The 23,372-nt window shown below is 37.0% G+C and carries 28 protein-coding genes and 1 pseudogene; 15 read left to right on the top strand and 14 right to left on the bottom strand.

From position 1 onward, the window contains the following. Positions 1 to 475 precede the first annotated feature (475 nt). Positions 476 to 913: a GNAT family N-acetyltransferase gene (locus RTR43_RS15345; protein WP_312473111.1), complete on the top strand. Its 438-nt coding sequence runs from the start codon at positions 476 to 478 to the stop codon at positions 911 to 913. Between the two features lie 70 nt (positions 914 to 983). Here the strand turns inward: RTR43_RS15345 and RTR43_RS15350 are convergent, their stop codons facing one another. Beyond that, entirely contained in the window at positions 984 to 1,100 is a 117-nt protein-coding gene (locus RTR43_RS15350; RefSeq protein ID WP_312473112.1) for an ion channel, read from the bottom strand. A 288-nt stretch (positions 1,101 to 1,388) separates the two neighbouring features. On the opposite strand from RTR43_RS15350, the gene RTR43_RS15355 reads away from it, so the two are divergent. The 3 genes from RTR43_RS15355 to RTR43_RS15365 all read left to right on the top strand — a co-directional run bounded on the left by RTR43_RS15355 (position 1,389) and on the right by RTR43_RS15365 (position 2,870). After that, positions 1,389 to 1,895 carry a hypothetical protein gene (locus tag RTR43_RS15355; RefSeq protein ID WP_312473113.1) on the top strand — a complete coding sequence of 169 codons (507 nt, stop codon included), beginning with the start codon at positions 1,389 to 1,391 and terminating at the stop codon, positions 1,893 to 1,895. Positions 1,896 to 2,119: 224 nt separating this feature from the next. Beyond that, entirely contained in the window at positions 2,120 to 2,344 is a 225-nt protein-coding gene (locus tag RTR43_RS15360) for a hypothetical protein (protein ID WP_312473114.1), read from the top strand. A 28-nt stretch (positions 2,345 to 2,372) separates the two neighbouring features. Continuing rightward, entirely contained in the window at positions 2,373 to 2,870 is a 498-nt protein-coding gene (locus RTR43_RS15365; RefSeq protein WP_312473115.1) for a GNAT family N-acetyltransferase, read from the top strand. A gap of 594 nt (positions 2,871 to 3,464) precedes the next feature. Here the strand turns inward: RTR43_RS15365 and RTR43_RS15370 are convergent. The 8 genes from RTR43_RS15370 to RTR43_RS15405 form a co-directional block, all read right to left on the bottom strand. Beyond that, the gene (locus RTR43_RS15370) at positions 3,465 to 4,142 is read right to left on the bottom strand and encodes an SOS response-associated peptidase (RefSeq protein WP_312473167.1); all 678 of its coding nucleotides are present in this window, start codon (positions 4,140 to 4,142) and stop codon (positions 3,465 to 3,467) included. A gap of 361 nt (positions 4,143 to 4,503) precedes the next feature. Then, positions 4,504 to 5,217 carry a trehalose operon repressor gene (gene treR, locus RTR43_RS15375; protein ID WP_312473116.1) on the bottom strand — a complete coding sequence of 238 codons (714 nt, stop codon included), beginning with the start codon at positions 5,215 to 5,217 and terminating at the stop codon, positions 4,504 to 4,506. 14 nt (positions 5,218 to 5,231) lie between these two features. After that, complete coding sequence (treC, locus tag RTR43_RS15380) at positions 5,232 to 6,899, bottom strand: alpha,alpha-phosphotrehalase (RefSeq protein ID WP_312473117.1); 1,668 nt, start codon at positions 6,897 to 6,899, stop codon at positions 5,232 to 5,234. A 284-nt stretch (positions 6,900 to 7,183) separates the two neighbouring features. After that, positions 7,184 to 8,608 (bottom strand): PTS system trehalose-specific EIIBC component, encoded by a 1,425-nt coding sequence (treP, locus tag RTR43_RS15385; RefSeq protein ID WP_312473118.1) that lies wholly within the window; start codon positions 8,606 to 8,608, stop codon positions 7,184 to 7,186. A 650-nt stretch (positions 8,609 to 9,258) separates the two neighbouring features. Beyond that, positions 9,259 to 9,888, bottom strand: coding sequence for a VanZ family protein (locus RTR43_RS15390; RefSeq protein ID WP_312473168.1), 630 nt, complete (start codon positions 9,886 to 9,888; stop codon positions 9,259 to 9,261). Between the two features lie 76 nt (positions 9,889 to 9,964). Then, on the bottom strand, positions 9,965 to 11,230 hold the full coding sequence (locus RTR43_RS15395) for an FtsW/RodA/SpoVE family cell cycle protein (protein ID WP_312473119.1): 1,266 nt from the start codon (positions 11,228 to 11,230) through the stop codon (positions 9,965 to 9,967). Next, positions 11,227 to 11,625, bottom strand: a complete 399-nt coding sequence (locus tag RTR43_RS15400) for a PadR family transcriptional regulator (RefSeq protein ID WP_396954591.1) — start codon at positions 11,623 to 11,625, stop codon at positions 11,227 to 11,229. The genes RTR43_RS15395 and RTR43_RS15400 overlap by 4 nt, the downstream gene beginning before the upstream one ends. Then, positions 11,615 to 12,163, bottom strand: coding sequence for a sigma-70 family RNA polymerase sigma factor (locus RTR43_RS15405; protein ID WP_248736323.1), 549 nt, complete (start codon positions 12,161 to 12,163; stop codon positions 11,615 to 11,617). Before RTR43_RS15405 ends, RTR43_RS15400 begins: the two co-directional genes overlap by 11 nt. A 344-nt stretch (positions 12,164 to 12,507) precedes the next feature. Here RTR43_RS15405 and RTR43_RS15410 point away from each other — a divergent pair, with 344 nt between their 5' ends. The 6 genes from RTR43_RS15410 (at position 12,508) to RTR43_RS15435 (ending at position 15,729) form a co-directional block, all read left to right on the top strand. Further along, positions 12,508 to 13,047, top strand: coding sequence for a GNAT family N-acetyltransferase (locus RTR43_RS15410; RefSeq protein ID WP_312473121.1), 540 nt, complete (start codon positions 12,508 to 12,510; stop codon positions 13,045 to 13,047). Positions 13,048 to 13,283: 236 nt separating this feature from the next. Beyond that, on the top strand, positions 13,284 to 13,412 hold the full coding sequence (locus RTR43_RS15415; protein ID WP_396954587.1) for a hypothetical protein: 129 nt from the start codon (positions 13,284 to 13,286) through the stop codon (positions 13,410 to 13,412). A 144-nt stretch (positions 13,413 to 13,556) separates the two neighbouring features. Then, entirely contained in the window at positions 13,557 to 14,150 is a 594-nt protein-coding gene (locus RTR43_RS15420; RefSeq protein WP_312473122.1) for a YdeI/OmpD-associated family protein, read from the top strand. Between the two features lie 132 nt (positions 14,151 to 14,282). Beyond that, entirely contained in the window at positions 14,283 to 14,606 is a 324-nt protein-coding gene (locus tag RTR43_RS15425) for an ArsR/SmtB family transcription factor (RefSeq protein WP_312473123.1), read from the top strand. Positions 14,607 to 14,633: 27 nt separating this feature from the next. After that, a complete protein-coding gene (locus RTR43_RS15430; RefSeq protein ID WP_312473169.1) occupies positions 14,634 to 15,002 on the top strand; it encodes an SRPBCC family protein in 369 nt (122 codons plus the stop codon). A 283-nt stretch (positions 15,003 to 15,285) separates the two neighbouring features. Further along, a complete protein-coding gene (locus RTR43_RS15435; RefSeq protein WP_312473124.1) occupies positions 15,286 to 15,729 on the top strand; it encodes a cell wall hydrolase in 444 nt (147 codons plus the stop codon). A 220-nt stretch (positions 15,730 to 15,949) separates the two neighbouring features. Here RTR43_RS15435 and RTR43_RS15440 read toward each other — a convergent pair whose 3' ends face one another. Together RTR43_RS15440 and RTR43_RS15445 are read right to left on the bottom strand one after the other, a co-directional pair. Next, the gene (locus RTR43_RS15440) at positions 15,950 to 17,098 is read right to left on the bottom strand and encodes a PD-(D/E)XK nuclease family protein (RefSeq protein ID WP_312473125.1); all 1,149 of its coding nucleotides are present in this window, start codon (positions 17,096 to 17,098) and stop codon (positions 15,950 to 15,952) included. 140 nt (positions 17,099 to 17,238) lie between these two features. After that, positions 17,239 to 17,396, bottom strand: a pseudogene (locus RTR43_RS15445) (cupin domain-containing protein); the annotation flags it as partial. 156 nt (positions 17,397 to 17,552) lie between these two features. Here RTR43_RS15445 and RTR43_RS15450 point away from each other — a divergent pair. The 4 genes from RTR43_RS15450 (at position 17,553) to RTR43_RS15465 (ending at position 20,506) form a co-directional block, all read left to right on the top strand. After that, complete coding sequence (locus tag RTR43_RS15450; protein WP_312473126.1) at positions 17,553 to 17,801, top strand: hypothetical protein; 249 nt, start codon at positions 17,553 to 17,555, stop codon at positions 17,799 to 17,801. 757 nt (positions 17,802 to 18,558) lie between these two features. After that, a complete protein-coding gene (locus RTR43_RS15455; RefSeq protein ID WP_312473127.1) occupies positions 18,559 to 18,930 on the top strand; it encodes a GntR family transcriptional regulator in 372 nt (123 codons plus the stop codon). After that, entirely contained in the window at positions 18,927 to 19,823 is an 897-nt protein-coding gene (locus RTR43_RS15460) for an ABC transporter ATP-binding protein (RefSeq protein WP_312473128.1), read from the top strand. Before RTR43_RS15455 ends, RTR43_RS15460 begins: the two co-directional genes overlap by 4 nt. Then, positions 19,820 to 20,506 carry a hypothetical protein gene (locus tag RTR43_RS15465; RefSeq protein ID WP_312473129.1) on the top strand — a complete coding sequence of 229 codons (687 nt, stop codon included), beginning with the start codon at positions 19,820 to 19,822 and terminating at the stop codon, positions 20,504 to 20,506. The genes RTR43_RS15460 and RTR43_RS15465 overlap by 4 nt, the downstream gene beginning before the upstream one ends. Positions 20,507 to 20,958: 452 nt before the next feature. On the opposite strand, the gene RTR43_RS15470 is transcribed toward RTR43_RS15465, so the two are convergent. From RTR43_RS15470 to RTR43_RS15480, 3 genes are read right to left on the bottom strand one after another with little or no spacing between them, the layout of a single operon-like run. Continuing rightward, on the bottom strand, positions 20,959 to 22,149 hold the full coding sequence (locus RTR43_RS15470; RefSeq protein ID WP_312473130.1) for a M14 family metallopeptidase: 1,191 nt from the start codon (positions 22,147 to 22,149) through the stop codon (positions 20,959 to 20,961). 43 nt (positions 22,150 to 22,192) lie between these two features. Further along, the gene (locus RTR43_RS15475; RefSeq protein WP_312473131.1) at positions 22,193 to 22,354 is read right to left on the bottom strand and encodes a hypothetical protein; all 162 of its coding nucleotides are present in this window, start codon (positions 22,352 to 22,354) and stop codon (positions 22,193 to 22,195) included. Between the two features lie 15 nt (positions 22,355 to 22,369). Further along, complete coding sequence (locus tag RTR43_RS15480) at positions 22,370 to 22,762, bottom strand: thiol-disulfide oxidoreductase DCC family protein (RefSeq protein WP_312473132.1); 393 nt, start codon at positions 22,760 to 22,762, stop codon at positions 22,370 to 22,372. A gap of 229 nt (positions 22,763 to 22,991) precedes the next feature. Here RTR43_RS15480 and RTR43_RS15485 point away from each other — a divergent pair, with 229 nt between their 5' ends. After that, complete coding sequence (locus tag RTR43_RS15485) at positions 22,992 to 23,366, top strand: DUF2500 domain-containing protein (protein ID WP_312473133.1); 375 nt, start codon at positions 22,992 to 22,994, stop codon at positions 23,364 to 23,366. Positions 23,367 to 23,372 lie beyond the last annotated feature (6 nt).

The following is a 23,372-nucleotide window of genomic DNA, read 5'->3' on the forward strand; positions in this document are numbered from 1 at the left end:
ATCAAACAGTTTGTAAATCTGACCTCTTTTATGATTTCAACAGTAATGAAAAAACCTTGAATAAAATCAAGGTTTTTTCATTGATAACGTATAAGTATCAACTCCTTTTAGTAAAACGAAAAGTACTTTTCGCATAGTCTGGTTATGAGTATGAATCAAGTTCTTATAGAAAATGGACACAGGCAATATTTTGAAAATAATAGAGGAATATGGAATGTGCAGAACAGTTTGCTATGTGATTTTTTATAATATCAATAATTATAAATATATAAAATGGCCGTTATGGAATTTATTCCTAATAAACTTGGTTTAAGAAGGAATTTAATGAAAGATAAAGAATATAAAATGTAGAATACTGAATTTTGGATGTTGATCTCAATTATATGTAGTGATGCTATTTAAATGATTATCATTCAAAAATTGGTTAAATGGATAATTTCATAGGAAAAGCCAAATAAAAAGGGAGATTTTCAAAATGATTATACATAAAGCAACATTAAATGACCTTGATTCTTTAACGGAATTATTTGATTTGTACAGAATCTTTTATGAACAACCGTCTGACATGGAGGGGGCAAAGGAGTTTTTGAAAGCTAGGTTCGCAAACAAAGAATCGGTAGTATTCATTGCCTATGATGATGTTAATCCGGTTGGTTTTGTTCAGCTATATCCATCGTTTTCCTCAGTGAGTATGAAGCGGTCTTGGGTATTAAACGATTTATATGTAAAGGAACATGTCCGTGGAAAGGGTTTAGGAGAGAAATTAATAAAAAACGCGATTCACTTTGCAGAAGAAACGTGCGCAAAAGGAGTTTTGCTTGAAACAGCCATCGATAACATAACAGCCCAAAGATTATATGAAAAAATGGGATTCATAAAAGTTTCCAATTCCTTTTATTATTTTTCCATTTGAATAAATGGCGGGATGCCATCGCTGCATCCCATTATTGGATAGAATTTGAGTTTAATGATGGATGGTTTCTTTATGGAGTGTAGTCACCGAAACCAACCGTAGCAAGTGTTGTCAAAACCCAATAAACAGAGGTTAGATATGATTCAAACGTTTTTGGCTTTATTAAATAAACACCCAACACGACCATTTAAATGTACAATATAGCAAACGGAGTAAAGACCTTGTCCCTAAGTTATAACAGGTAATAGAGCCATTTTTTTACCTTCATCCCCACGAGCAATCGTTCCTACCTTCCAAATTTTCGATTATGCTTATATTTCCTAAATTTTGCTGATTAATGAACTTCTGTTTAATGATGGTGTCAGTCACCTTGAGTATTTTTATTTTTCGGGGGTTGTTATTTATCAATGAATTCGTGCATAAATGAACAATTAGTAAGGATCCGAGTGAAGCTGATAGAAAGGGGGCTAAACACATGAGGAAGAGCACAGTATATTTAGTCTTTTGTATTATGTTAATGGTTTTAAGTATTATGGGATTTATTTTGATTGACATGAGTACGATTGAACCCTCTCAAATTTCGGGAAATGGAAATATTGCCATCCTGTTCATGATGCCAACTGTTTTATTTTATCTCCTATTTCTCTTTAATCTTTTTCGATGGTTTATCGTGGTAGCATGTAAGATAAAACTCAAGCACCGTCTTCATCTGATAATATTATTGGTTATTGTCCTTATTATTTTAATCTTCGTTGAAGTGGACTTTATTAACAATCTGGTCCATCTGTTGGGTGGAGGACCAGAGGAACCTAAATCGAGAATTTATCGTTTTGGCTGGTACAACCAGTATACGAATACGATTTATTTTAATTGGATTACTTTCTGTATGGGAATGGTACTAAGTGCATTCTTTGCACTTTGCTTTGGTCTCTTAAAAAAACAAATAGCCGCGAAATCCAATCTACGGAAGCTGTCGAAATGACTGCTTCATATTATCTTTTAATAGATCGAAAGTTGTCCTTTTCAAATAAAGATGAAGGAAGGATAATAATAGGTGATGATTATCGATTTTTTTGGAAGTAGAGTTATACCCGTTAGGTTAACCTGTAAATTTATTAATTTTCAAAATCCGTTCAAATTTTTTTCAGTCCTGAAGGTTGAAATCTGTTAATGTGATAATAAAGTAGTTTAAGGGGATGATTGTCTATGAAAAATTTGCGGCTAACTAATGAGGTTTTGAGTGGAAAGGTATATATGGTTGAAATGCAGGATGGGGAAATCAGTTCCTTTCGGATTCTAAGTGAAACACCGTCCCATTATATTCTTTCCTATTCGACTGATGAAACAGTAGAAGTATTTGAAAAAGCAAAAAGGGAAGTAAGTGGTATTTTTGAAGTAAGAGATTGGTGGGATACTCATAAAGAGAGTTGAAATCGATAGGAAAAAAAGGAGGACATAAATGGATAGATCTTTTATTTCAAACGAAATCACCCGTTTAGAATTTTATCATTCTGAGATTCGTCCTCAATTAAAACATTATTTTTTATCAGACGAGCAACTACAATATACTGCACACCCTTTGGATGCTATTGCAGCATGTGAAAATGTTACTGACCGCTTCCCGGTAATGATTCTTTATGATGAAAAACCAGCGGGCTTTTTTGTCCTGCATGGATGGGAAGGTGTTAAAGAGTATACAGATAATAAAAAGGCTCTTCTTCTTAGGGCCTATTCAGTAGATTCATCTTTTCAGGGGAAAGGGATCGCACAAAGGTCATTACAATTGCTGCCCGATTTTGTAAACAAACATTTTCCAGAAATAAATGAAGTTATATTAACTGTAAATCAACAAAATACATTGGCACAGCATGTATATAAAAAAGGAGGATTTATCGATAAAGGGGCGCGGGAGATGGGGAGTAAGGGGCTGTTGTTCATTTATCATTTGAATTTGTGAGCATTTCAAGCCAGATTGTTCAAGCCAAAAAATATTAATTAATTTTAGCCTGTTAATAGCCTTGGTCTATTGAAGGAGAAGGAATTCTAAAATGCAGTATTTGTTTGAAATAATCGTTGATTTCATCGTTGAAGTGGTTTTTGAAGGATTTTTTCACTTTCTTGGTTCTGTATTTAAGCTTTTTAAAAGATTTTTTCAAAAGTTGTTTAAGATTTTTACCGGGAAAATTAAATGAGCATTTTTTACATAACATAACTCCATTTCACAGAAATGGGGTATTTTTTCGTACGGCTTTTCTTTAAAAGATAGGTGCTTTTGGAATTAGCTGACACTCAATTTTAGATTCGCTGAAAAACATTTAAAAATCCGCTGATAAAAGCGACATATTCGTTGATAAACAATAAAAAATCGCTGATAAGTTGCATTTTATCAGATTTTTCCACCTGATTGTTGAAGTACACCACAATGAAGGGAGTACAAAAAAAAAGCGGCCAGAGCCACTTTTGAAAGAAGGAAAATCTTTATGGGTTAGTACAGCATATGATGTAGCTTGTACCTGCATGTAGTTAACTTGTCCATGTTGAAAAAGTATTTTTAACAAATCTTTTGAATAAGATTAACTGAGTTATTCTTAGGTGAGTTCACAAGAGAAGATACTTCGTACGTCTCCATTAAATTGTCATCGAAAGGGACAAGGAATTGATGTAGAAAATTGGTATCAGAAATGGATGGATCTAGCCAAATTTTTTCATCCTCCGGCTTTAAAATGACTGGCATTCGATCATGTATACCTTTCATCAGGTCATTGGGACCGGTTGTGATTACCGAGCATGTGTAAAGCGTTTTTCCCTCCGGTGATTTCCATCCCTCCCAAATGCCGGCCATGGCAAACATTTCATCTGACTTTAGTTTAATGCGCATGGGGGTTTTCGTTTTATCCTCATGGCGTTTCCACTCATAAAAGCTATCGGCAATGACTAAACAACGTTTCTTTTTGAATGCATTACGGAAGCTGGGCTTTTCAGTTAATGACTCGGACCGGGCGTTGATCATTTTATTGCCAATGGCCCTATCTTTTGCCCAAGGGGGAACGAGACCCCAATTTAGAAACCCCATTCGGTTCGATTTTCCGTCATTAATAACGGCTAGGACTGCTTGAGACGGGGCAATATTATAGCTGGGCGAATAAAGTTCTTCCTCCATAAAGGATTGAATATCGAAACGATCGATTATTTCTTCGAATGTTGCTGTTAAAGTAAATCGGCCACACATAGAAATCACCTCAATCATTGGTATTCTCATTGTAGCAAAATTCCCTACGTTTTTCCTCAAGACTAGATGGGAAAATTTCCAAAATGATAGACATAAGTGAATAAATTAGAGAAATAACTCCTGAAGTATTAGTAAAGTAAATAGTTTTTGCACAGATTGCAATGGTTGAAAATGTTCAAAATAAAACATTTAACGTAAAAAGATTGGTTGAATATTACGACGGACATGAACAGATGGATCGCGCATTTAACTGGGGGATGAGTTGGAGAGCAGGAAGTAAATAGGTATTTTGAAGATAGAAAAGAGGGGACCCAAAATCAACGTGAAAATAGGTCTCCTCTTTTTTTGGGCATTGATGAAGTTAGCGTGTTCTCCGTGCAAAGTCGACAAAGCGAAACTTATCAGGACGATGCCTCGATTCTGTATATTGGAAGAGGGTAGCATCATCTAAATATACATAATTTTTGATAACCACTACATTGTGAAATCCCTCCAGATCCAGCAGGGTCCGGTCTTCTTCAGAAGGTTCCTCTACAACAATTTCCTTTTTAGCGAAGCTAATCGTCAGATTTAATTCATTTTCAAGGTACTGATAAATCGAATCGGCACAAATTTCTTCTGTTAGGTTTGGAACGTATTTTTTATATAAGAAATCCTTATCTAAAATAATTTTTTCTCCGCCCATTTCCCGTGTGCGAATAACCTTCCAGACGAGGTCTTTACTAGAAAGTTGTAGCTGCTTTCTAATAACGACATCTGGTTTGATTAACTCAAGCTCGGTGACAATCGTTTTTGGTTTGCTGCCCATTTTTTTCGCTAATTCTTTAAAGCTGACCAGTCCGGAAACAGGAAAATCAAATTTACTGATGTCAATGACTATCGAACCTTTTCCTCTAACTTTTTGAATATAGCCATTTTGTGAGAGCAGGTTTAGCGCCTTACGTATCGTTTCCCTCGAGGTATCGAATTGATCCTTTAACTCGTTTTCGGAGGGGAGAAGCGTCTGAGGTAGAATTTCTCCGCTTTTAATTTGCTCGACAATGTTGTTATAGATCGTTAGGTACTTGTTTGTCATAAAGACAACTCCGTTCATTTTTTCAGGTGATACACAATCGACTCATATGGCCGTAAGAGAATTTCCTGTTCAATTGGAGCAGAATCCTCATAGTTAGAGATTAACACCTTACTATCATAATCATCAAGACGTAAATGAGCAGGGAGGACAAATACCTTGTCTTTTTCATAAAAATTATTGATGACAAGCAATTTTTCCTTTTCGCTCGTCCGTAAATAGGCGAATACTTCCGCATCATTTTCTAAAATAAGTTCGAAATCACCGGCTGTAATGATATCATAGTCTTTCCTTAATTGGATTAACTTTTGATAGTAATAAAAAATAGAGTCTACATCCTGAGTGGCTTTTTCAGCATTAATTTCCTTATAATTCGCAGCTGTGCCAATCCAAGGGGTTCCGGTTGTGAATCCTGCGTTTTTTCCCGCATTCCATTGTACAGGTGTCCTGGAATTGTCCCGCGATTTTTGTTTCAGTATTTCAATAATCTCTTGCTCGTCCAACCCGTCATTTTTCTTGATGTTAAAAATATTCAATGTCTCGACATCGCGATACTCATCAATCGAATCGAATTTCGGATTGGTCATCCCGATTTCTTCCCCTTGGTAAATATATGGAGTGCCCTGCATCAAATGCATTGCTGTTGCTAGCATTTTTCCAGATTCCTTATGATACTTTATATCGTTTCCGAAACGGGAGACTACACGGGGCTGGTCATGATTACACCAAAAAAGGGCATTCCAGCCGCCTCCTTGATTCATTTCCACCTGCCATTGAGACAAAATCTGTTTCAAGGATGGAAAATCAAAATCTGCTTTGGTCCATTTATCGCCATTAGGATAATCAACTTTCAGGTGATGGAAGCTGAAGGTCATATTTAACTCTTCTTGGCTAGGGTTGGTGTATTTAATACAGTTATTAATGGATGTAGACGACATTTCGCCGACAGTCATGATATCGTATTTTGAAAAAACCTTTTCATTCATCTCATGTAGAAACTCATGGATGCGCGGCCCATCTGTATAATATTTGCGTCCGTCACTATTATCCTGAGGGAACTGCTGATGTTTGGAAATGAGATTAATAACATCAAGACGGAAACCGTCCACACCTTTATTTAGCCAGAAATGCATCATTTCATATAAAGCCGCACGGACCTTTTCATTCTCCCAGTTTAAGTCTGCTTGACTGACATCGAACAAATGAAGGTAATATTGTTCAGTGGTTTCATCATATTCCCAAGCAGAACCACTAAACTTGGATTCCCAGTTTGTCGGAGGTTCGCCATTTCTGCCATCCTTCCAGATATAAAAGTCACGGTAGGGATTCTCTTTAGAAGACCTGGCTTGCTTAAACCACTCGTGTTCTGTTGAAGTGTGGTTGATGACGATGTCCATGATGATTTTCATGTCCCGTTTATGTGCTTCATCCAAAAGCATTTTAAAGTCATTCATGGTCCCATACTCTTCATGAATAGAATAATAATCACTTATATCGTACCCGTTATCACGTTGAGGAGATTGATAGATCGGAGTGAGCCAGAGGACATCAACACCGAGTTTTTTTAAATAGTCGAGTTTTTCAATAATACCTTGAATGTCGCCAATCCCATTTCCCGTCGTGTCATTAAAGCTTTTTGGATAGATTTGATAGACGACTGCTTTTTTCCACCATGCGTTTTTCAATTAATAACACCTGCCTGATTTTTTTGCTATTTTCGTAAACATTGTTGTTTTTAACCAAGTTTATAAGCTAAAAAGTCTTTTTTTAATGAAAAAATAAACTTTATCAGCGATTTTTAGTGATATATCAGCGAATAATTAGTTTTATCAGCGAGTTCAAGTCATTTATCAGCGAATTTACGTGTTATATCAGCGTTTCAAAGATAGCAACAATCTTTTAGAATTGAGTCTTTTATTTTAATGAGAAAAAAGGAGGGAGGCATCTCCCTCCATTACTGGAGTTTTATTTATTTTTTAAAAGAAAATTTATTCATTCCTGTTTTTGCAAATACAATGGTCAAAATGAAGGGAACGGCTATCGCAACGACCATGCAAATGGCGAACATCATCATATGCTGCGGCTGAATCGATAGGAATCCAGGAAGACCGCCGACCCCGATGGAGTTAGCCATCACATTGCTCCCCACTGAAATAACGGCAGCAATCATTGAACCAATCATTGCTGCTAAGAATGGGAATCCATATTTTAAGTTGATTCCAAACATGGCTGGTTCTGTAACGCCAAGGTAACAAGAGATAGCAGCCGGAATCGATACTTGCTTTTCTTCTTCATTTTTTCGATTAATAAAAATCATCGCTAGAACCGCAGAACCTTGGGCAATATTTGATAGGGCAATCATTGGCCATAGGTTAGTTCCATCTAGCTCACTCATAAGCTGAAGGTCAATCGCATTTGTCATATGGTGCAACCCTGTAATAACCAGGGGGGCATAAGCAAAACCAAAGATTGCTGCAAATAACCAGCCAAATGAAGATGTTAAGCTAGAATAAACAACATCTGAAATTCCAGAACCAATGCTCCAGCCGATAGGACCTAATACAGTATGAGCGATTAATACTGTTGGAAGTAAGGCAAAGAACGGTACAACAATCATCGAAATTGAATTTGGAACAATTTTACGAAGTCTGGTTTCTAAGAAAGCTAACAGTAATCCGGCTAAAATGGCAGGAATAACCTGTGCTTGATAACCAATCATCTTTATTTGGGCAAAACCGAAATCCCAAACTGGAATATCCTTTGCATCCGCAACACCATAGGCATTTAGCAATTGTGGAGAAACGAGTGTGATACCCAGAACGATACCAAGAATTTGTGAACCACCCATTTTCTTCGTCACCGACCAGGTAATTCCGACTGGAAGGAAGTGGAATACCGCTTCACCAATCAGCCAAAGGAATGAATGAACACCCGCCCAAAACTGGGATACTTCAATTATCGTTTTAGTCCCATCATCAAGTAATTTGATGTCCCCAATAACATTTCTGAAACCGAGGATCAAACCTCCGACAACAAGGGCAGGGATTAATGGTGTGAAGATATCAGCAAGATGGGCAATCATTCTTTGCAGCCAGTTCATATTTTGCTTCGCTGCTACTTTGGCTTCTTCTTTGGAGGTCCCGTCTACACCGGCAATTTTGACAAAGTCGTTGTAAAAGCTTGAGACTTCATTGCCGATGATTACTTGAAATTGTCCCGCTTGGGTAAAGGTACCTTTTACAAGTTTTATTGATTCAATTTCTTTAATATCTGCCTTGGATGGATCGTTTAAAACAAACCGCATTCTCGTCACACAATGGGTAACGGCTGCAATGTTTTCTTTACCGCCAATGTGCTTCAGTAACTCTTTTGAAGTATCTGCGTACTTACTCATTTGTCTTTCCCCCTGTTTTAATGGGTTAACCCCAATTTTCTATCTCTTTTTTTTATCCTTTTTATATACAGGCATGTGTGAGTTTTTAAAATCCAATTAGCTTGTATATACAAGTTTTGATTACGTTTTCATTTTAACTTGTATATACATGTATGTCAACAACGAAATTTTTTAAGCATTTGGCTTGTAACAATTGTAAACCATTCGAACTAACTTTTACTCTTTACAGCTTTAAACTATTGAATGAATATTCCGATAATGATAAAATGAAGGTGTTTAAATTCTTCTGAGTTTAGACCTCCTATTTGGGAACTTAGTCATGACTACTTAGTTCTCCTTTGAACCTTTGACTATTGATCAAAGGTTCTTTTTTCTGATATATGAACCTTGCTATATGCTTTAGTGGTACAATTTGGTTTTATTGTGAAAATGGAAAGATTATTGGAGGAATGAGGATGGGTTGGGCAGAATTCAAGAGTGTACGAAATGACTATAATGATACTATTAAAGGTATGGAGATTATTTAATTGTTCAGACATTCAATCGTTTGTGAAGGCATGTTTATTCAACAGAATCAAGAAATACCAATCCCAAAAAGAGGGTGAAACTACTAATTCCCCCCTTTTTTTTATGAGCAAAATGGAACAAATCTACATTGCCATTTTCTCAGGATCCATTGTTTGTAAAGCTTTTATCTGATACTTATTTATTAATCGAATTAGAATTTTATAAATAAGGTATCCGATACTAGCACCTATAACATTACAAATTACATCATCCACATCAACTGTACGACCATAACCGCCTGCAACTATTTCAATAAACTGAATAGATTCAATGCTGATTGATATCAAAAAACCTAGTTTCACGATATTTTTAAAATGTATATACTTATTAGATATTAGGGGTGCTAATACACCTAAAGGCATTAATAATAAAATATTTCCGCCTACATTTCTAATGATTAGTCCAATCATAAACGCAGCATCACCATCATAAGCTGTGCCAATATTACTGATATCTTTTATGATTGAAACAAGAGGAATCAGATTTAATCCAAATTTAATATGCTCGATATTAAAATCTATCCATAATGCCAGTGGAAATAGTGTCACTGACACAACCAAAAGTAGGTATAAAACAAAAAGAAAGTTGATGACTTCCATTAACCAATATATCGGATTATTGTTTTTAAGCTTTACTCCAATAAGAATACTTCTTACAACAAGATAACCTATTATTCCGAGAATAATAAGTAATCTTCCATTAATCAAGTACAATGTATTATTCACATCTCTTCCCAAGGTTCTCTGTTTGCCATTATGAGGAACATGGTGAATTATTGGGGAAAACAGTCTAGTTACAAATCAAATTCTTCCTCCGATAAATGCTCAGTGCTATTCCGATTACCAAACTGTTTATCAAGATCGGGACGGTGCCATAGCTAATAAATGGCAGCGACATACGGATAATTGGCAGGAATCCAAATATCATGCCAATGTTGTAAAGCAGCTGGGCTGAATAGATGGTTAGACCGCCGATGATTAGCAGCTTACCAAACTCGTCCTTTATCTTTGCCGTCATAAGGGCCATTTTTATAAAGATTACTGTTAATATTGCTAAAAGGAACAGCGAGAAACCCCAGCCATAAGAATAAGTTAATGTTAGAAAAACAAAATCCGTATGGAGTTCAGGATATAGCGCGTTTTTCGGTATCGCTTGAAATCCCCATGTCACTTCCTTGAGAATTTTTTCAATTTGAATGGGAATATACCCAGTAGTTGAAGAGTAGCTTTGTGGATCCAAAAAAGCGTAAATTCGTTCTTTTTGAAAAGGGTACATTCTTTGCCATATTACAGTTAACCCTATTAGCCCCGCAATACTGGTTAGAATGGTTGTTTTAAAAATATGTTTTCTGCCGCTAAAACAATACATAGTCAGCACCATTATGAGATAAATGCTAACTGCAGGAAAATTTATGGTGCCAAAAAACAAGAGTAAAGTACCAATAAATAGAATCCCAAGCAGCCATATTTTCAGTTTGTGATTCTTAAAAAATGAGGCCCAGGCTACAAGATAAAAGGGAAGTACTATAGTTGTGTCGGTTATAAATGGCCCAATGTGAAAATGGGGACGACCATTAATACTAACTAGTAAAGGAGGCGTAATGGCATTACCGGCAATGAAAAGAATTATAGTTCCAATTGTAAATAAGATCCAGCCTTTTCGTTCCCATTTTTTATAATCAAAACATAGTAATATAGCGACGATTAGGATTCCAAGTGAAATGCCATATACTTTTGGCCCCCAGTATATTGGTAAGTCTGTGTTTTTAAGGGCGATTAATGGAAGGGTTCCAAGTCCTAAAACAGTTAAAAATAAAAGAACTAATCCCCAGTCCAGCTTAGGTTTGTATATCTTATTAAATTTTGTCCCGATTGCCAGCGGACTGCCCATTTGCTCGACAGCTTTTTGTTCTGCCACTTCCTCTGAGTATCCTTCCTTTATGTAATGTTCTATGTTTACTTTAATATGCTGTTCAAGCTCTTTGGTAACTATTTTTTTGATATCTTTTGAACGAACGTGGGTCATAACTGAATCGAGGAATTCTTTTTTCATCATGAGCTTTCACCTTCAACTAGTTTTTTGAGAGAAGGCAGTTCAAAACCCCTTTTTTCTTCGAGCTTTTTCAATGATTTTCTACCCTTTTGAGTTATGACATAATACTTAAAAGGTTCATTCCAGCGGCTTGTTAACAAGGCATCCTGTTCCAATTGGTGCAGCATCGTGTAGATCAATCCTTCTTGACCCTCAAATTTTGAAAGATTTCTTGCTCTTAATAGCTGGACCAATTCTATTCCTGTTTTTTCAGTACCGAGAAGCTGAAGGACGGCTTCGATTACATTTTCCTGTTTTTTATTTCGTTGAATAGTTTCTTGGTGCTTTTCGGTAAACACTAAATCTTTAAAAACAGTGTTCTTCATCGATTGTTTAAGATTTCTTAGTTTATTTTCCACCATCTAAGTCCTCCAGTTCTTCTTTTAATAAGGATTTTGCCCGCTTTAATCTTGATTTAACCGTATTTTGATTCACATCCAAGACGGATTCAATTTCTTTCAACGACATATCTTCAAAATAGAAAAGGTAGATGACTTCACGATACTTCATTGGTAATTTCAAAACGGCATTAGCAATTGTTTGTTCCTCTTCATGTTCAAGGACAGCTTGTTCAACATTTTGGCCGGATGAAACCGTCATTTCAGCCATCTTTTCGGTTGCGATTACTTTTCGGAAATACCAGCTTCGTAAATAATCCTTGCAATGATTAGAGGCAATTTTAAATAGCCAGGTTTTCAGTTTGGCGTTTTGTTTGTATGTATGAAGCGCTTTGTAGCATTTTACAAATATATCCTGCGTCAAATCCTCGGCCAATTGTTTATTTCGTACATATGAAAATACAAGCTGTAAAATATCTTGACCGTATCTTGTCATGATTTCATTAAAAAGTATTTCGTCATCTTCCAATTTGATTAAGTCGGCAACAAACTCTTCCAGGATGAGCCACTCCTTTCTAGTCTTAATAATAGACGAGGCACCATAGTTAAAAGTTTATTTTTTCTTTATTATTGTCACATTTTGCGGGGAAGAGAGGAAGAGTAAAAATATCTAATAACTTCTTAAACTAGAAAAAGGAGATAGGACTTAACTTAAGATGGGTTTGCGATAGCACTCATCTTTTTTGTTCTTCAACTAAAGGTCAGGTTAGTAAAACAAAGAATATTGTAAATAACATTAATTTTTGAAATAATTGTTATTAAATTAATAAGGAGAATAGTTGATTTACCAATATATTATTGTTGGGGTGTAGTCTAAAATAAGCATATACGGGGGGATTAATTTTGATTTATGATAGCCAAAATAAAACAATTACTACTAAAAGGTTATTGTTAAGACTGTTTCAAACATCAGATGCATCAGATGTTACTAAACTTTGTAATAATTATAATATTTTTAAGAATACTTTATATCTACCATATCCGTATTCCAAAGAGGATGCTTTATCCTGGATAGAAAATCATCTTGATAATTTTAATAATAATAAGTCATATGAATTTGCTATTACAGATAAGGTTACAGGGAAATTATATGGAGCAATCGCATTATCTAACAATCAAAATTTTAATAATGGTGAAATTGCTTATTGGATTGGAGAAGAACTTTGGGGAAATGGTTATGCCACAGAGGCTGGCGAAGCTATACTCGAATTTGCCTTTATTGAAAAGCAATATCATAAAGTATATGCTCGTCATTTTAAGTCAAATTCGCCTTCTGGCAGAGTGATACAGAAAATAGGCATGAAAAAAGAAGGTGTCTTAAGAGATCATGTCATGAAGGAAAACCAATATGAAGATCTTGTTTATCATGCAATTATCAAATAAAAGAAGGCGAAGCATATAAACAATAAAGCTGATTTTCAACTAACTGGTTGCTTGAGTTAAAGACCAGAGCTGTCATTTAGGCAGCTTTCTTGTGTTACTTACAGACAGATTAGCGACATAAGCTCCCTGTACCTTTCCAAGCCAGGTCTGCTTGACACGACACCAATTAATATCCAATTATAAATCAGACACCAATCGGAGTCTTTTTATAATACGAAAGTAAGGGGATGGTGATTTTGACCAATACAAATAATATGAGGGATGTGTTTGTTCCTGTTGCCGATCCAACTCGACGTGAACTGATTAGTCTATTGGCAGACGTAGAAGAATTATCTCTTCACGTCCGCCTTAACCGATTCAAGTAAGCTTGCCAAGTGGGTTATGGAAAATGATTCAAGGTTGGTGAATATTCAAGTAATGCCATTAAAGTGACAGAAAGAATTGGAGAAATTGAGAATGATCATTCTTGACTGTCAGCTGATCGAAAAATTGAAGAGGGGTGTTCCTTGATGACAGATAGGAGAATGAATCCTAAGGTTGATGAATTTTTAAGTAAAGCTAAAAAGTGGAAGGAAGAATATGAGAAGTTGAGAAATATCGTTCTTGACTGTGAGCTGACCGAAAAATTTAAGTGGATGCATCCTTGTTACACGTTTGAGAAAAAAAACATAGTTTTAATACATGGATTTAAAGAATATTGTGCGCTTCTGTTTCACAAAGGTGCCTTGTTAAAGGATGCCAATGGGATTCTAATCCAACAAACGGAGAATGTACAGGCGGCGCGCCAGATTCGGTTCACCAATGTTCAAGAAATAGTTGAAATGGAAACCATTTTGAAAGCCTATATTTATGAAGCCATTGAAGTTGAAAAAGCCGGTTTGGAAGTGAATTTTAAAAAGAATACAGAAATCATAATTCCTGAAGAACTTCAAAATAAATTAGATGAAATCCCTGCCTTGAAAACTGCTTTTGAAGAATTGACGCCGGGACGGCAAAGAGCATACATTCTTTATTTTTCTCAACCCAAACAATCCAAAACTCGACAGTCAAGGGTTGAAAAATGTATACAGCAAATTCTCAATGGAAAGGGATTAAATGATTAGAGGGCACTTATTTACTTGATGAAAGGAGAATAAAACTAATGCTATTATGGAAAATAAAGAATTTAACAGGACACCAATTAGTGTTATATAATAAAGACACTAATTGGTGTCCAATCTAAAGGTGGAGTGATTTTGACCGATAAAATTCAAAAACGTGATGTTTATGTAGCCATCGCTGACCCAACAAGACGTAAATTGCTACGTTTGTTGGCAGATGCAGAAGAGTTACCTCTTCACGAATTAACCGCTCAATTTCAAATGGGTCGTACTGCTGTTTCTAAACATTTGGCAATCCTTAAAGAAGCTGGTCTAATTGCCGACCGTAAAGTTGGTAGAGAAACAAGGTATCGGCTGAATGCTGCCCCGTTAAGAGAAATTGAGGATTGGGTATCGTTTTACAGCAAATTCTGGAGTGAAAAAATATTACTTTTAAACCAAATATTACAAGAGGAATAAAAAATGAATTAAACAGTATTACAAGATATTAATTTTAAGAGCCCGATCAATAAGGTGTGGAACGCATTAACAGATTCGGATACTCTTGCAAAATGGATAATGGAAAATAACTTTAAACCAATCGTAGGACATAAATGTCAATTCCGAAATCAGCAGTGGAATTTAATTGTAGATTGTGAAGTATTAGTAGTGGATGAGCCTTATAAGTTATCTTACACATGGGTAGGTGGTCCGATAAACACTATAGTCACATGGACATTGAAGCAAGAGGATGAAACAACCTATTTACATCTTGAACAAACAGGATTCGAAAAAGAAGATCAGGCGTTCAATGGTGCGAAATATGGTTGGGCGAAAATGGGCGAAGAACTTAAAAAAGTGTTAGAGGAAATGTAAGACTAAACCTCTGGACCTGTTTTTTTAGTATTAAGTTAATGTATAGGAAAAAGCAAACGGCTCAGTATAGGACTGATCTGTTTGCTTTTTTAGTAAAAATATTGATACAAAACACATTACAAATTCAGATGCAACTTTTGTTGGAACGACGCTGAAAGAAGTTAATCGAATTTGGAATAAGTAATAATTGGTTTGAGTAAGTTTTAAAAACTAAGCATTCTTATTTTATAAACAGCGACATCAATGTAGGCTTTTTTTCATACTATATTTTGGGGGTGAAAAAATGCCAAGAGTAAATTACCGAAGTTCAGACGTTGACTTAATGGCAAGGATGATGAGAGCAGAAGCCGAAGGTGAAGGAAAACAAGGAATGTTATATGTTGGAAATGTAATTGTTAATCGTCTTAAAGCAAATTGTTTAGACTTTTTAAATTTAAGAGCAATTCCACATGTCATTTATCAAGTACAAGGAGGTAATTTTTCTTTTGAAGCTGTTCAAAAAGGTAATGTATTTTATCAAAGAGCGAGAACTGCTGAAAAAAGATTAGCCAAACTGAATTTGGATTATTGGAGAGAACACCCAGGGAAATATGCCCTTTGGTATTTTAATCCATATGCTCCATGCCCTCCAACATGGTACGATCAACCTCAATCTGGTCAATATAAAAATCATTGTTATTATGAACCAAAACCTGGAACATGTGATAGTGTTTATACGGGAAGTTGAGCTTACTCTTTGAGTAAGCTTTTTTACATATTTTCGCAATATTTACACAAACTAAAATATATATCATTTTTTAATAAGTAAAGTGGTCAAAAAACTAAAAAAGCATCTTAATAGGTGCCTTCAACCTAAATTTCATTTTTGATAAAAAACGCTCAGAAAACTATCATTTCTGAGCGTTACTATTACTTGAAAGGCATTTATTCGAAACTTACCTTCTTTTTTAATCTTCCTCATCTTGTACGAGGGCTAATTCGATGTCAGCACGTACTTCAGATAGTTTTTTCTTTTCACCATTTGGATAGACGATGCTCCAGAATTCAAATCCGTTGTAACGGTCTGCATGGTTTTCACCTCTGATGGAATTAATCGCCGCAATCGCCGCACTTGAAAGGCTGCTATATTCTTTGCCTTGGAAAAGTATATGACCGCTTGTTAGATCGATTTCTGCTTTTGTAATGGTGTTTCCATAAGTAGACTCTAAATATTTCTCGTTTTCATTTAGACGAGCATAGATTTCATTCCAAGGTATTCTCGATGTACGAACTGTAGAAGAGGTTTTGACTTTTCGTTTTTCAGGTGTCTCATTTTTTACGGCGTCAAAGATTTCATCTAATACATCCTTATATTTATTGTATATTGCGATACATAATTCATCGTTTACTTTTGCCATGGGTTTATTCACTCCTTTATATACCATGCGTAAGTTATGGACATATTGTTCTAAGAGGTTTTTATTCGCAATTGAAAGTTTTGGATGGTTTAAGCAAGGCACAATGACAAAATCATATAGTCCTTGATAGTCGACTTGAATAAACTCAGGACATTTTGGTTTAACCGTAGTATCAGGAGATAAAAATACCTTTAAATCATATGTGTACGAGTCATCCAAGTTGTTTAAAATTTTTGTATATGTTTCGGTTTGGTCTTTATTTTCACGTGATAATACTTTATTTTCCACAATAATTCTTACAAAGTCGTTTGTTAAATATAAATCAAATCGGGCATTTAATTTCGTATTTGTATCTGGATCAACCGCAGAGGCTGTTACTTCAGTAGCGACCTCCATTTTTTCTAACTCAAGTGCATCCGATTCAATCAAATCAAAATCAATAGTTGTTTTCACATTCGAAACGTTCTCCTCACAAATATAATATAGAAAACGCTTTAGTGGGAATGAGCCTAAATTTAACGACGAAATAGGCGAGAGTAGCCAACTAATAAATGCGCTATGCATTGTTTCGCGGTGTCCAAAACCTAATAATTGAAACAAACTTTCTTTTTCAAAGGATTCCTGTAATCGTAAAAAATCGGGGTCACTAATTATCTTATTCAGTTGGGATTTCAATTCTTTTGTATTTGTAATCATCATGAACCTCACATTCTAGACGGTGTCAAAATCTAACTTGTAATCTATCATAACATGATATAGAGATAGGGGGGAAAAGGTAATTGCTTATTAAACTAAGAGGCATGGTGAATAAGTGGGATAAAGGGTATAATTCCCATTACTCTGTTGCAGTCCTTATATGAACCTATATATGTTGAAGGTGTAACTGGAGAAATTGCTTGGTTCCACTGATTTTCGTCAAGACAATAGGTATGTGACATGTATATGAAGATGTAAATTTCAAAATGACAGAACCTAAAATTACTTCTGGAGTTGGTGCATAAATGGACCAATAAACAGGGATGTTGATATGTTTCTCCTTGATTTTACAAGAAATTCAGAATTTTCATGTTAAAATAAATATAGAGATTGTGAAGGATTGTTCTTAAACTAACGGTCAATTTAGTGGAAGAAGAAATATATTTTGGAGGGTAAAATGGACAATATCGATAAAAGAAATCGTTTAGACGAAACCCCTTTTAGTTATCGGGTTAATAAGAATAATACAGTTTTTTTAGATTATTATGGGAAACAAGTGAAAATCTTAAACGGGAAAGATGCTGAACAATTTTTTAAAAAAATTAATGCTGCTGAAAATGAAAAGGCATTACAATTAATAATGGCAAAGATAACAGGGAATTTCAAAAGGGGAAATGAACGTAATCCTAACTCAGGAAGTTCCTAACAAATTTTTCAGAATTTGTTATTTTCTTATTGCTAATGGGTAGTTAGTTAAACACGCAAATGAAAATAAATATAAGAAATGGCTCTGTACAATTTGAACTGAGCCATTTAATTTTAATTACAAAAACCGCCACTAAATATGGAGCAAATTGTAGAACAATTTTAGTTGCACTTTTGCCTATTATTTTAGGTAGCATGGAGGAGTCACTTGGTATAACATGAGTAAAAAATTGTAGTGAAATGATTTATTAGTCTTAAATAAGAAGATGAGGATGTCTTAAAACTAAGGTGTTGACACTTTTAAGACATCCTCTTTGTTTATCTCCGCAGTAAAAATAACGAATACGGTATTCTAACAATAGTTCTCCAAGTTCTCTCCGGCCGGTATCTTTAAAGCCGAATGTTTGATAAAACCGTAAGGCATTTGTATTTGATTCCTTTACTCCCAAGATGATGGTTTGGCTGCAAACAGGGAGCGCTGCTTAAAAGTTTATGGCTTGAGTCAGAGCCATCTTGCCATAGCCCTTACCTTACTGTGTTTAATCTATCATGAAACGGATAATCCAATACGTTCTATCCTCCGGTTCCTTCCCTTACAAAAGAAATCCTATCATATTCTAGTAAACACCCATAGGTACAAATGATAGCTCAAATTTTTATCGGAACGATTTTTTTTTGGGCGAATAGCCGTTGACGTAACGGTTCTTTTGTTATATGGTTAATTACATAAGTAACTAACCGATGTGGTGGTGTGTATTATGTTTTTCACGATGGACGACAGCCGCCCGATTTTTATGCAAATTGCTGAGCATATCGAAGACGATATTATCCAAGGCCGGTTGCCGGAGGAATCGCAAGTGCCGTCAACGACTCAATTTGCGTCGTTTTTTCAAATCAATCCGGCAACGGCGGCCAAAGGCGTTAATTTGCTGGTGGACGAGAACATTTTGTACAAAAAGCGGGGGATCGGCATGTTTGTGGCAATAGGCGCAAAAGTAAGGCTGATGGAGAAGCGGAAGGAGAGTTTCTACGAACAGTATGTCGTGGCGATGATTCGCGAGGCGGAAAAGCTTGGTATTTCTAAAGAACAATTGACGGATATGATCCGGAGAGGGGAAGGAACGAAATGAAGAACATTGTTGAAGTCCAAGGGCTGACCAAAACGTATGGCGGCGTCAATGCGGTGGACGATGTCAGCTTTACGATGGAATCGGGCAAAATTTACGGATTGCTGGGCCGAAACGGCGCAGGAAAAACAACGATCATGCACATGCTGACGGCGCAGATGTTTCCGACAAGCGGGAAGCTACGCGTGTTCGGAGATGCTCCTTATGAGAACAATCGCGTATTGAGCCAGGTTTGTTTTATTAAAGAAAGCCAGAAGTATCCCGACCATTTTCGAGTGATCGACGTGCTGGAGTTGTGTCCGGTTATTTTTCCTAATTGGGACCAGCGATTTGCCGATCAATTGCTGAATGATTTCCGTCTGCCGCTGAAACGGGGAATTAAGAAGCTGTCGCGAGGCATGCTCTCTTCCGTCGGCGTCATCATCGGTTTGGCGAGCCGCGCGCCGCTGACGATGTTCGACGAGCCTTACCTGGGGCTGGACGCTGTAGCGCGGGAGTTGTTCTATAATCGGCTGATCGAGGATTACGCGGAACACCAACGGACGATCGTTTTATCTACGCATTTAATCGACGAGGTGAGCCGGATTTTGGAACATGTGATCGTCATCGACAGCGGCAAACTTATTCTAAACGAGGATGCAGATGCCATTCGCGGGCAAGCTTATACCGCCGTAGGCCAGGCGGAGAAAGTAGAGGCCTTCATTTCCGGGCAGGAGACGATCGACCGAAAGCCACTCGGCGGCCTATTGTCGGTGACAGTGCTTGGTAGTCTAGATCCAGGAAGACGGATGCAGGCCGAAATACTAGGGCTGGAGCTTACACCGGTGTCACTTCAACAGCTAATCGTTCATTTAACCAAACAAAAATCTAATCCCAGGGCGGTGGACATCCAATGAATAGAATTTCAACCGTAATGAAAATTCATGCCAAAGATAAACTTATGTGGTTTATCGTTCCATGGTGTTTTGCATTAATTCCTGCTTTTTTGATCAACCTCTTGGGTGGCTTGATTCTTCGGCCGGAAAACGGGTTTTATACCGGCGGTTTGTCTTCTATATTCTTTTTGATGATGCTTGTCGGCATATCTACACTGACGAAAAGCTTTCCGTTTGCGCTTGGCCTGAGCATCCGGAGAACTGACTTTTTCCTGGGGACCGTCATGATGGTCGCCATCGTTTGCTTGGGTAATTCTGTCGTGCTTTCGGCGCTATCGTTCGTGGAGGGTGATTGGGGTTGGGGAGTCGGGCTGCATTTTTTCAACCTGCCTTATTTGAGTGATGGGTCCCTGGCGGAACGGTGGTGGACCTTGTTCGCGACAGCGTTTCATATCACCTTCCTTGGCTTCTTTAATACCGCCATATTCAGACGTTTCGGGAGGACGGGGCTGTTTGTCCTGTTTCCGGTTATTCTTATTGCGGGGTCCGTGATTGGGTTTCTGTGCACGTATTTCGGCTGGTGGACGGACATTGTCAATTGGCTAAGCGGACATTCCGCCGCCCAATTAGCCTCGTGGTTGTTTGTTGTCGCGGTCATCTATGTCCTGCTGTCGTTCCTCATGATCCGCAAAGCAACCGTTTAGCCGGTAACACGCCGTGTGGCCGTCCGATCATTAGTCGGGCGGCCTTCGCCGTATTTATACGGACACGTGCGGATGAGAGTACCCGGCTAAATGCCCCTCACTTGCCGATTACGGCTCACGATGCATGAGCCGATATTGGTTCGTAGTAAAGCCGGTTTTTCGCTTGAGTGGAAAAATTCGGGTGGTTGTAACCGGACAGCTCGGTGACATAAGGAACTTTAAATGTTGTTTCGTGCAGCTCGGCATTTTACGATTTTACCCAATGAAATGGAACTGGTTGCAGCTCACATTTACTGTGGAGTTGGGAGGGAATGGAGTTACTGTACATAAATAAAACAGAAGCAAAATACGTTGCAAATTCGGTTACATTTTCGATTACAATTTCAAGTTTTGCGATAGGGAAAGGAACCCGGAGGATTTTTCCAAGCTCCATTTTCAATATAAAAAACTTTTTATAAATAAAGTCCCGCTAAGAAAATACCTAGAGTATTTTGGTAGATTTTATCAAACTGTGATAGTGGCAGTGGATTAATTCCATGACCAAGTTCCACCGTGAAGCCTGGCCGCCGCCAATCCTGAATAAACCAGTCCTTATAACCGGCATAGCTATCGATCGTTTTGACAGGTTCATAACCACTGACTCTACTAAATTCTTTCACGAATATCATTGACTCAGGTGGTTCGAGATTTTCAAATCCCCAATAGATGACTTCACCTTGAGTATGAAATGCAAGTACGCGAGCAAAATCCCTCTTTCTCGTTAGGTCTGCCATTGCGATTACCTCAGGCTCAGATAACGGTTTTTCCCCTCCATAATCCCTTGGTCCAGGCTGATTAGGATTTCTTGATTTCTCTAACTCCCATCTGGCTGGAAATTGATCATTAAGGTCTACCCCTCGAATATTAGCTTTCCACCCCGTAAAGTCTGTGCTGCCCTTATTGTATTCCGTTACTCTATTCCTCCAGATTTCACTTTTTGGTGGCCCGTGTAAAACGAGATCAACTCCATCTGGATTAACCATTGGAACAATCGATAAAGTGGTTTGGTCGTAAAAACTGGAGGTAGATAGTCCCCGAATTATATTGTCATTAGTAAGAGATAATAAATAATCGTTTAAAAAGATCATGATGATAAGTGTGGTAATCCATTCATTGGCATGAAACGAACCGTTATAATGAACTCTTTTCCTTCCGTTGCCAATGAGAATTTCTGGAATATTTTTTCCGAGAACTGTATTTCCGATGGATGGAACCTGCAGAAAGGGGTACACAGCTTGTAATCCCGTGATATCATTTATCAATTTAGCATAATCGTATGGTTGCCCGCCATCCACTAATCTCCATTTTATCCGCAATGGAACTTTTATGATTTGATTTATTTTGAGATTATTCGGGTTAATTCCAGGATTCACCAGATAGATTGTTTCAAGAGGGAGATTTCGGCTTTGGGCAATACTCCATAATGTGTCCCCGTTACGAATCTGATATTCTTGGGTAACAAAGCCTGGGATTTGAATTCGCTGGCCAACTGAAAGACTTTTTGGCTGTATAGACGGATTGGAATCATTAATGAGTTGCAAATTTATTTTAAACAACTGGCTGTAGTTCCATAAAGAATCTCCTTGCCTAACAACAATCTCCATTTTGCACCTCCAGCTGAAAAACCAGTTTTAATAAAATGTATGCCTAATGGAATGAAATATTAGTTGGTTTTGGTGTTAGGCACGATCCAAGCTTTCTGTTTATAATAAATCTTTCAATGCGTTGATATCCTTTACTTTCGAGGAAATGAGCTAAGGATTGACCTAGGAATCCTGTTCCAGCAGCTAAGACAACTTTTCTATTCATATGTTCCTGTCTCCTTTAATCTAAAAATCTATTTTTCCATTCCGGCAAAGGGAGCATGCAGGTTTCTTTTTTCCCAAACCATTTATAACGGTTTTTGACGATGATTTCGTAAAAGAAGTCGCGAATGAATCGGGGTAAGACAAGGAAGGCTGAAAGCATTTTCCAAGACCCATTTAAATTCCTGCAGACGCGCAGTGCTCCAGTTGATTTAACAAATATTCTTTCATTTTCTATAAAAACAAAGCTGTTGATGTCAGTGTTCAATCCATATTTTTCAAGTAGTTTTTGACCGGTGGCTCCTTGAAGGGAGGCAAATTTAAAATTGCCCTTCGTGTCTCTTTTTATGATAAATTGGACGCTACTGTTACAAAGGTTGCAGACACCATCAAATAAGATAATTCGTTCCATTTATATCACCATCTTAAAGTTTTACTATTTAGGTATGGTTTAAGCTTAGCATATTTTCATTAGGTGTACCCTTTGGTTGCTTCCATTAATGTTATTTTCTGCAAAAAAATCTTGTTGGGTTTGGAATCAATCGGTATATTTGAGATAGGGACTATCTAACTTAAATATAAAATTATGAAACCAAGTGATATTCGAAACCATTTTCATTTGGACCAAGGGGGAAGACTTGATGGACTTTGACCAAGGATTTGATATGCTTTCTATTATGCAAACCATTTTTCCGATATTTTTTATTTTGGTTATAGGAATTATTCTTTTTACCATTTTCAGAGGAATTAGGGAATGGAGCAATAATAACAAGCAACCTCGCTTAAACGTTGATGCGGCTGTTGTTTCGAAGAGGACTTCAATAAGTGGGGGTGGAAATGACTCTCATGCCAGTACGTGGTACCATGTAACGTTTCAAGTAGAGAGCGGTGACAGGATGGAATTTAGTGTAGGTGGGAGAGAGTATGGCCAATTGGCAGAAGGTGATATCGGTGAACTCGTATTCCAGGGCACAAGATACCACAGATTCACACGAAGACAACAAACAGGATCATAACCAACA

This window comes from Neobacillus sp. (genome assembly GCF_031988165.1).
In the GTDB taxonomy this organism is placed as follows: domain Bacteria; phylum Bacillota; class Bacilli; order Bacillales; family Cytobacillaceae; genus Neobacillus; species Neobacillus rhizosphaerae.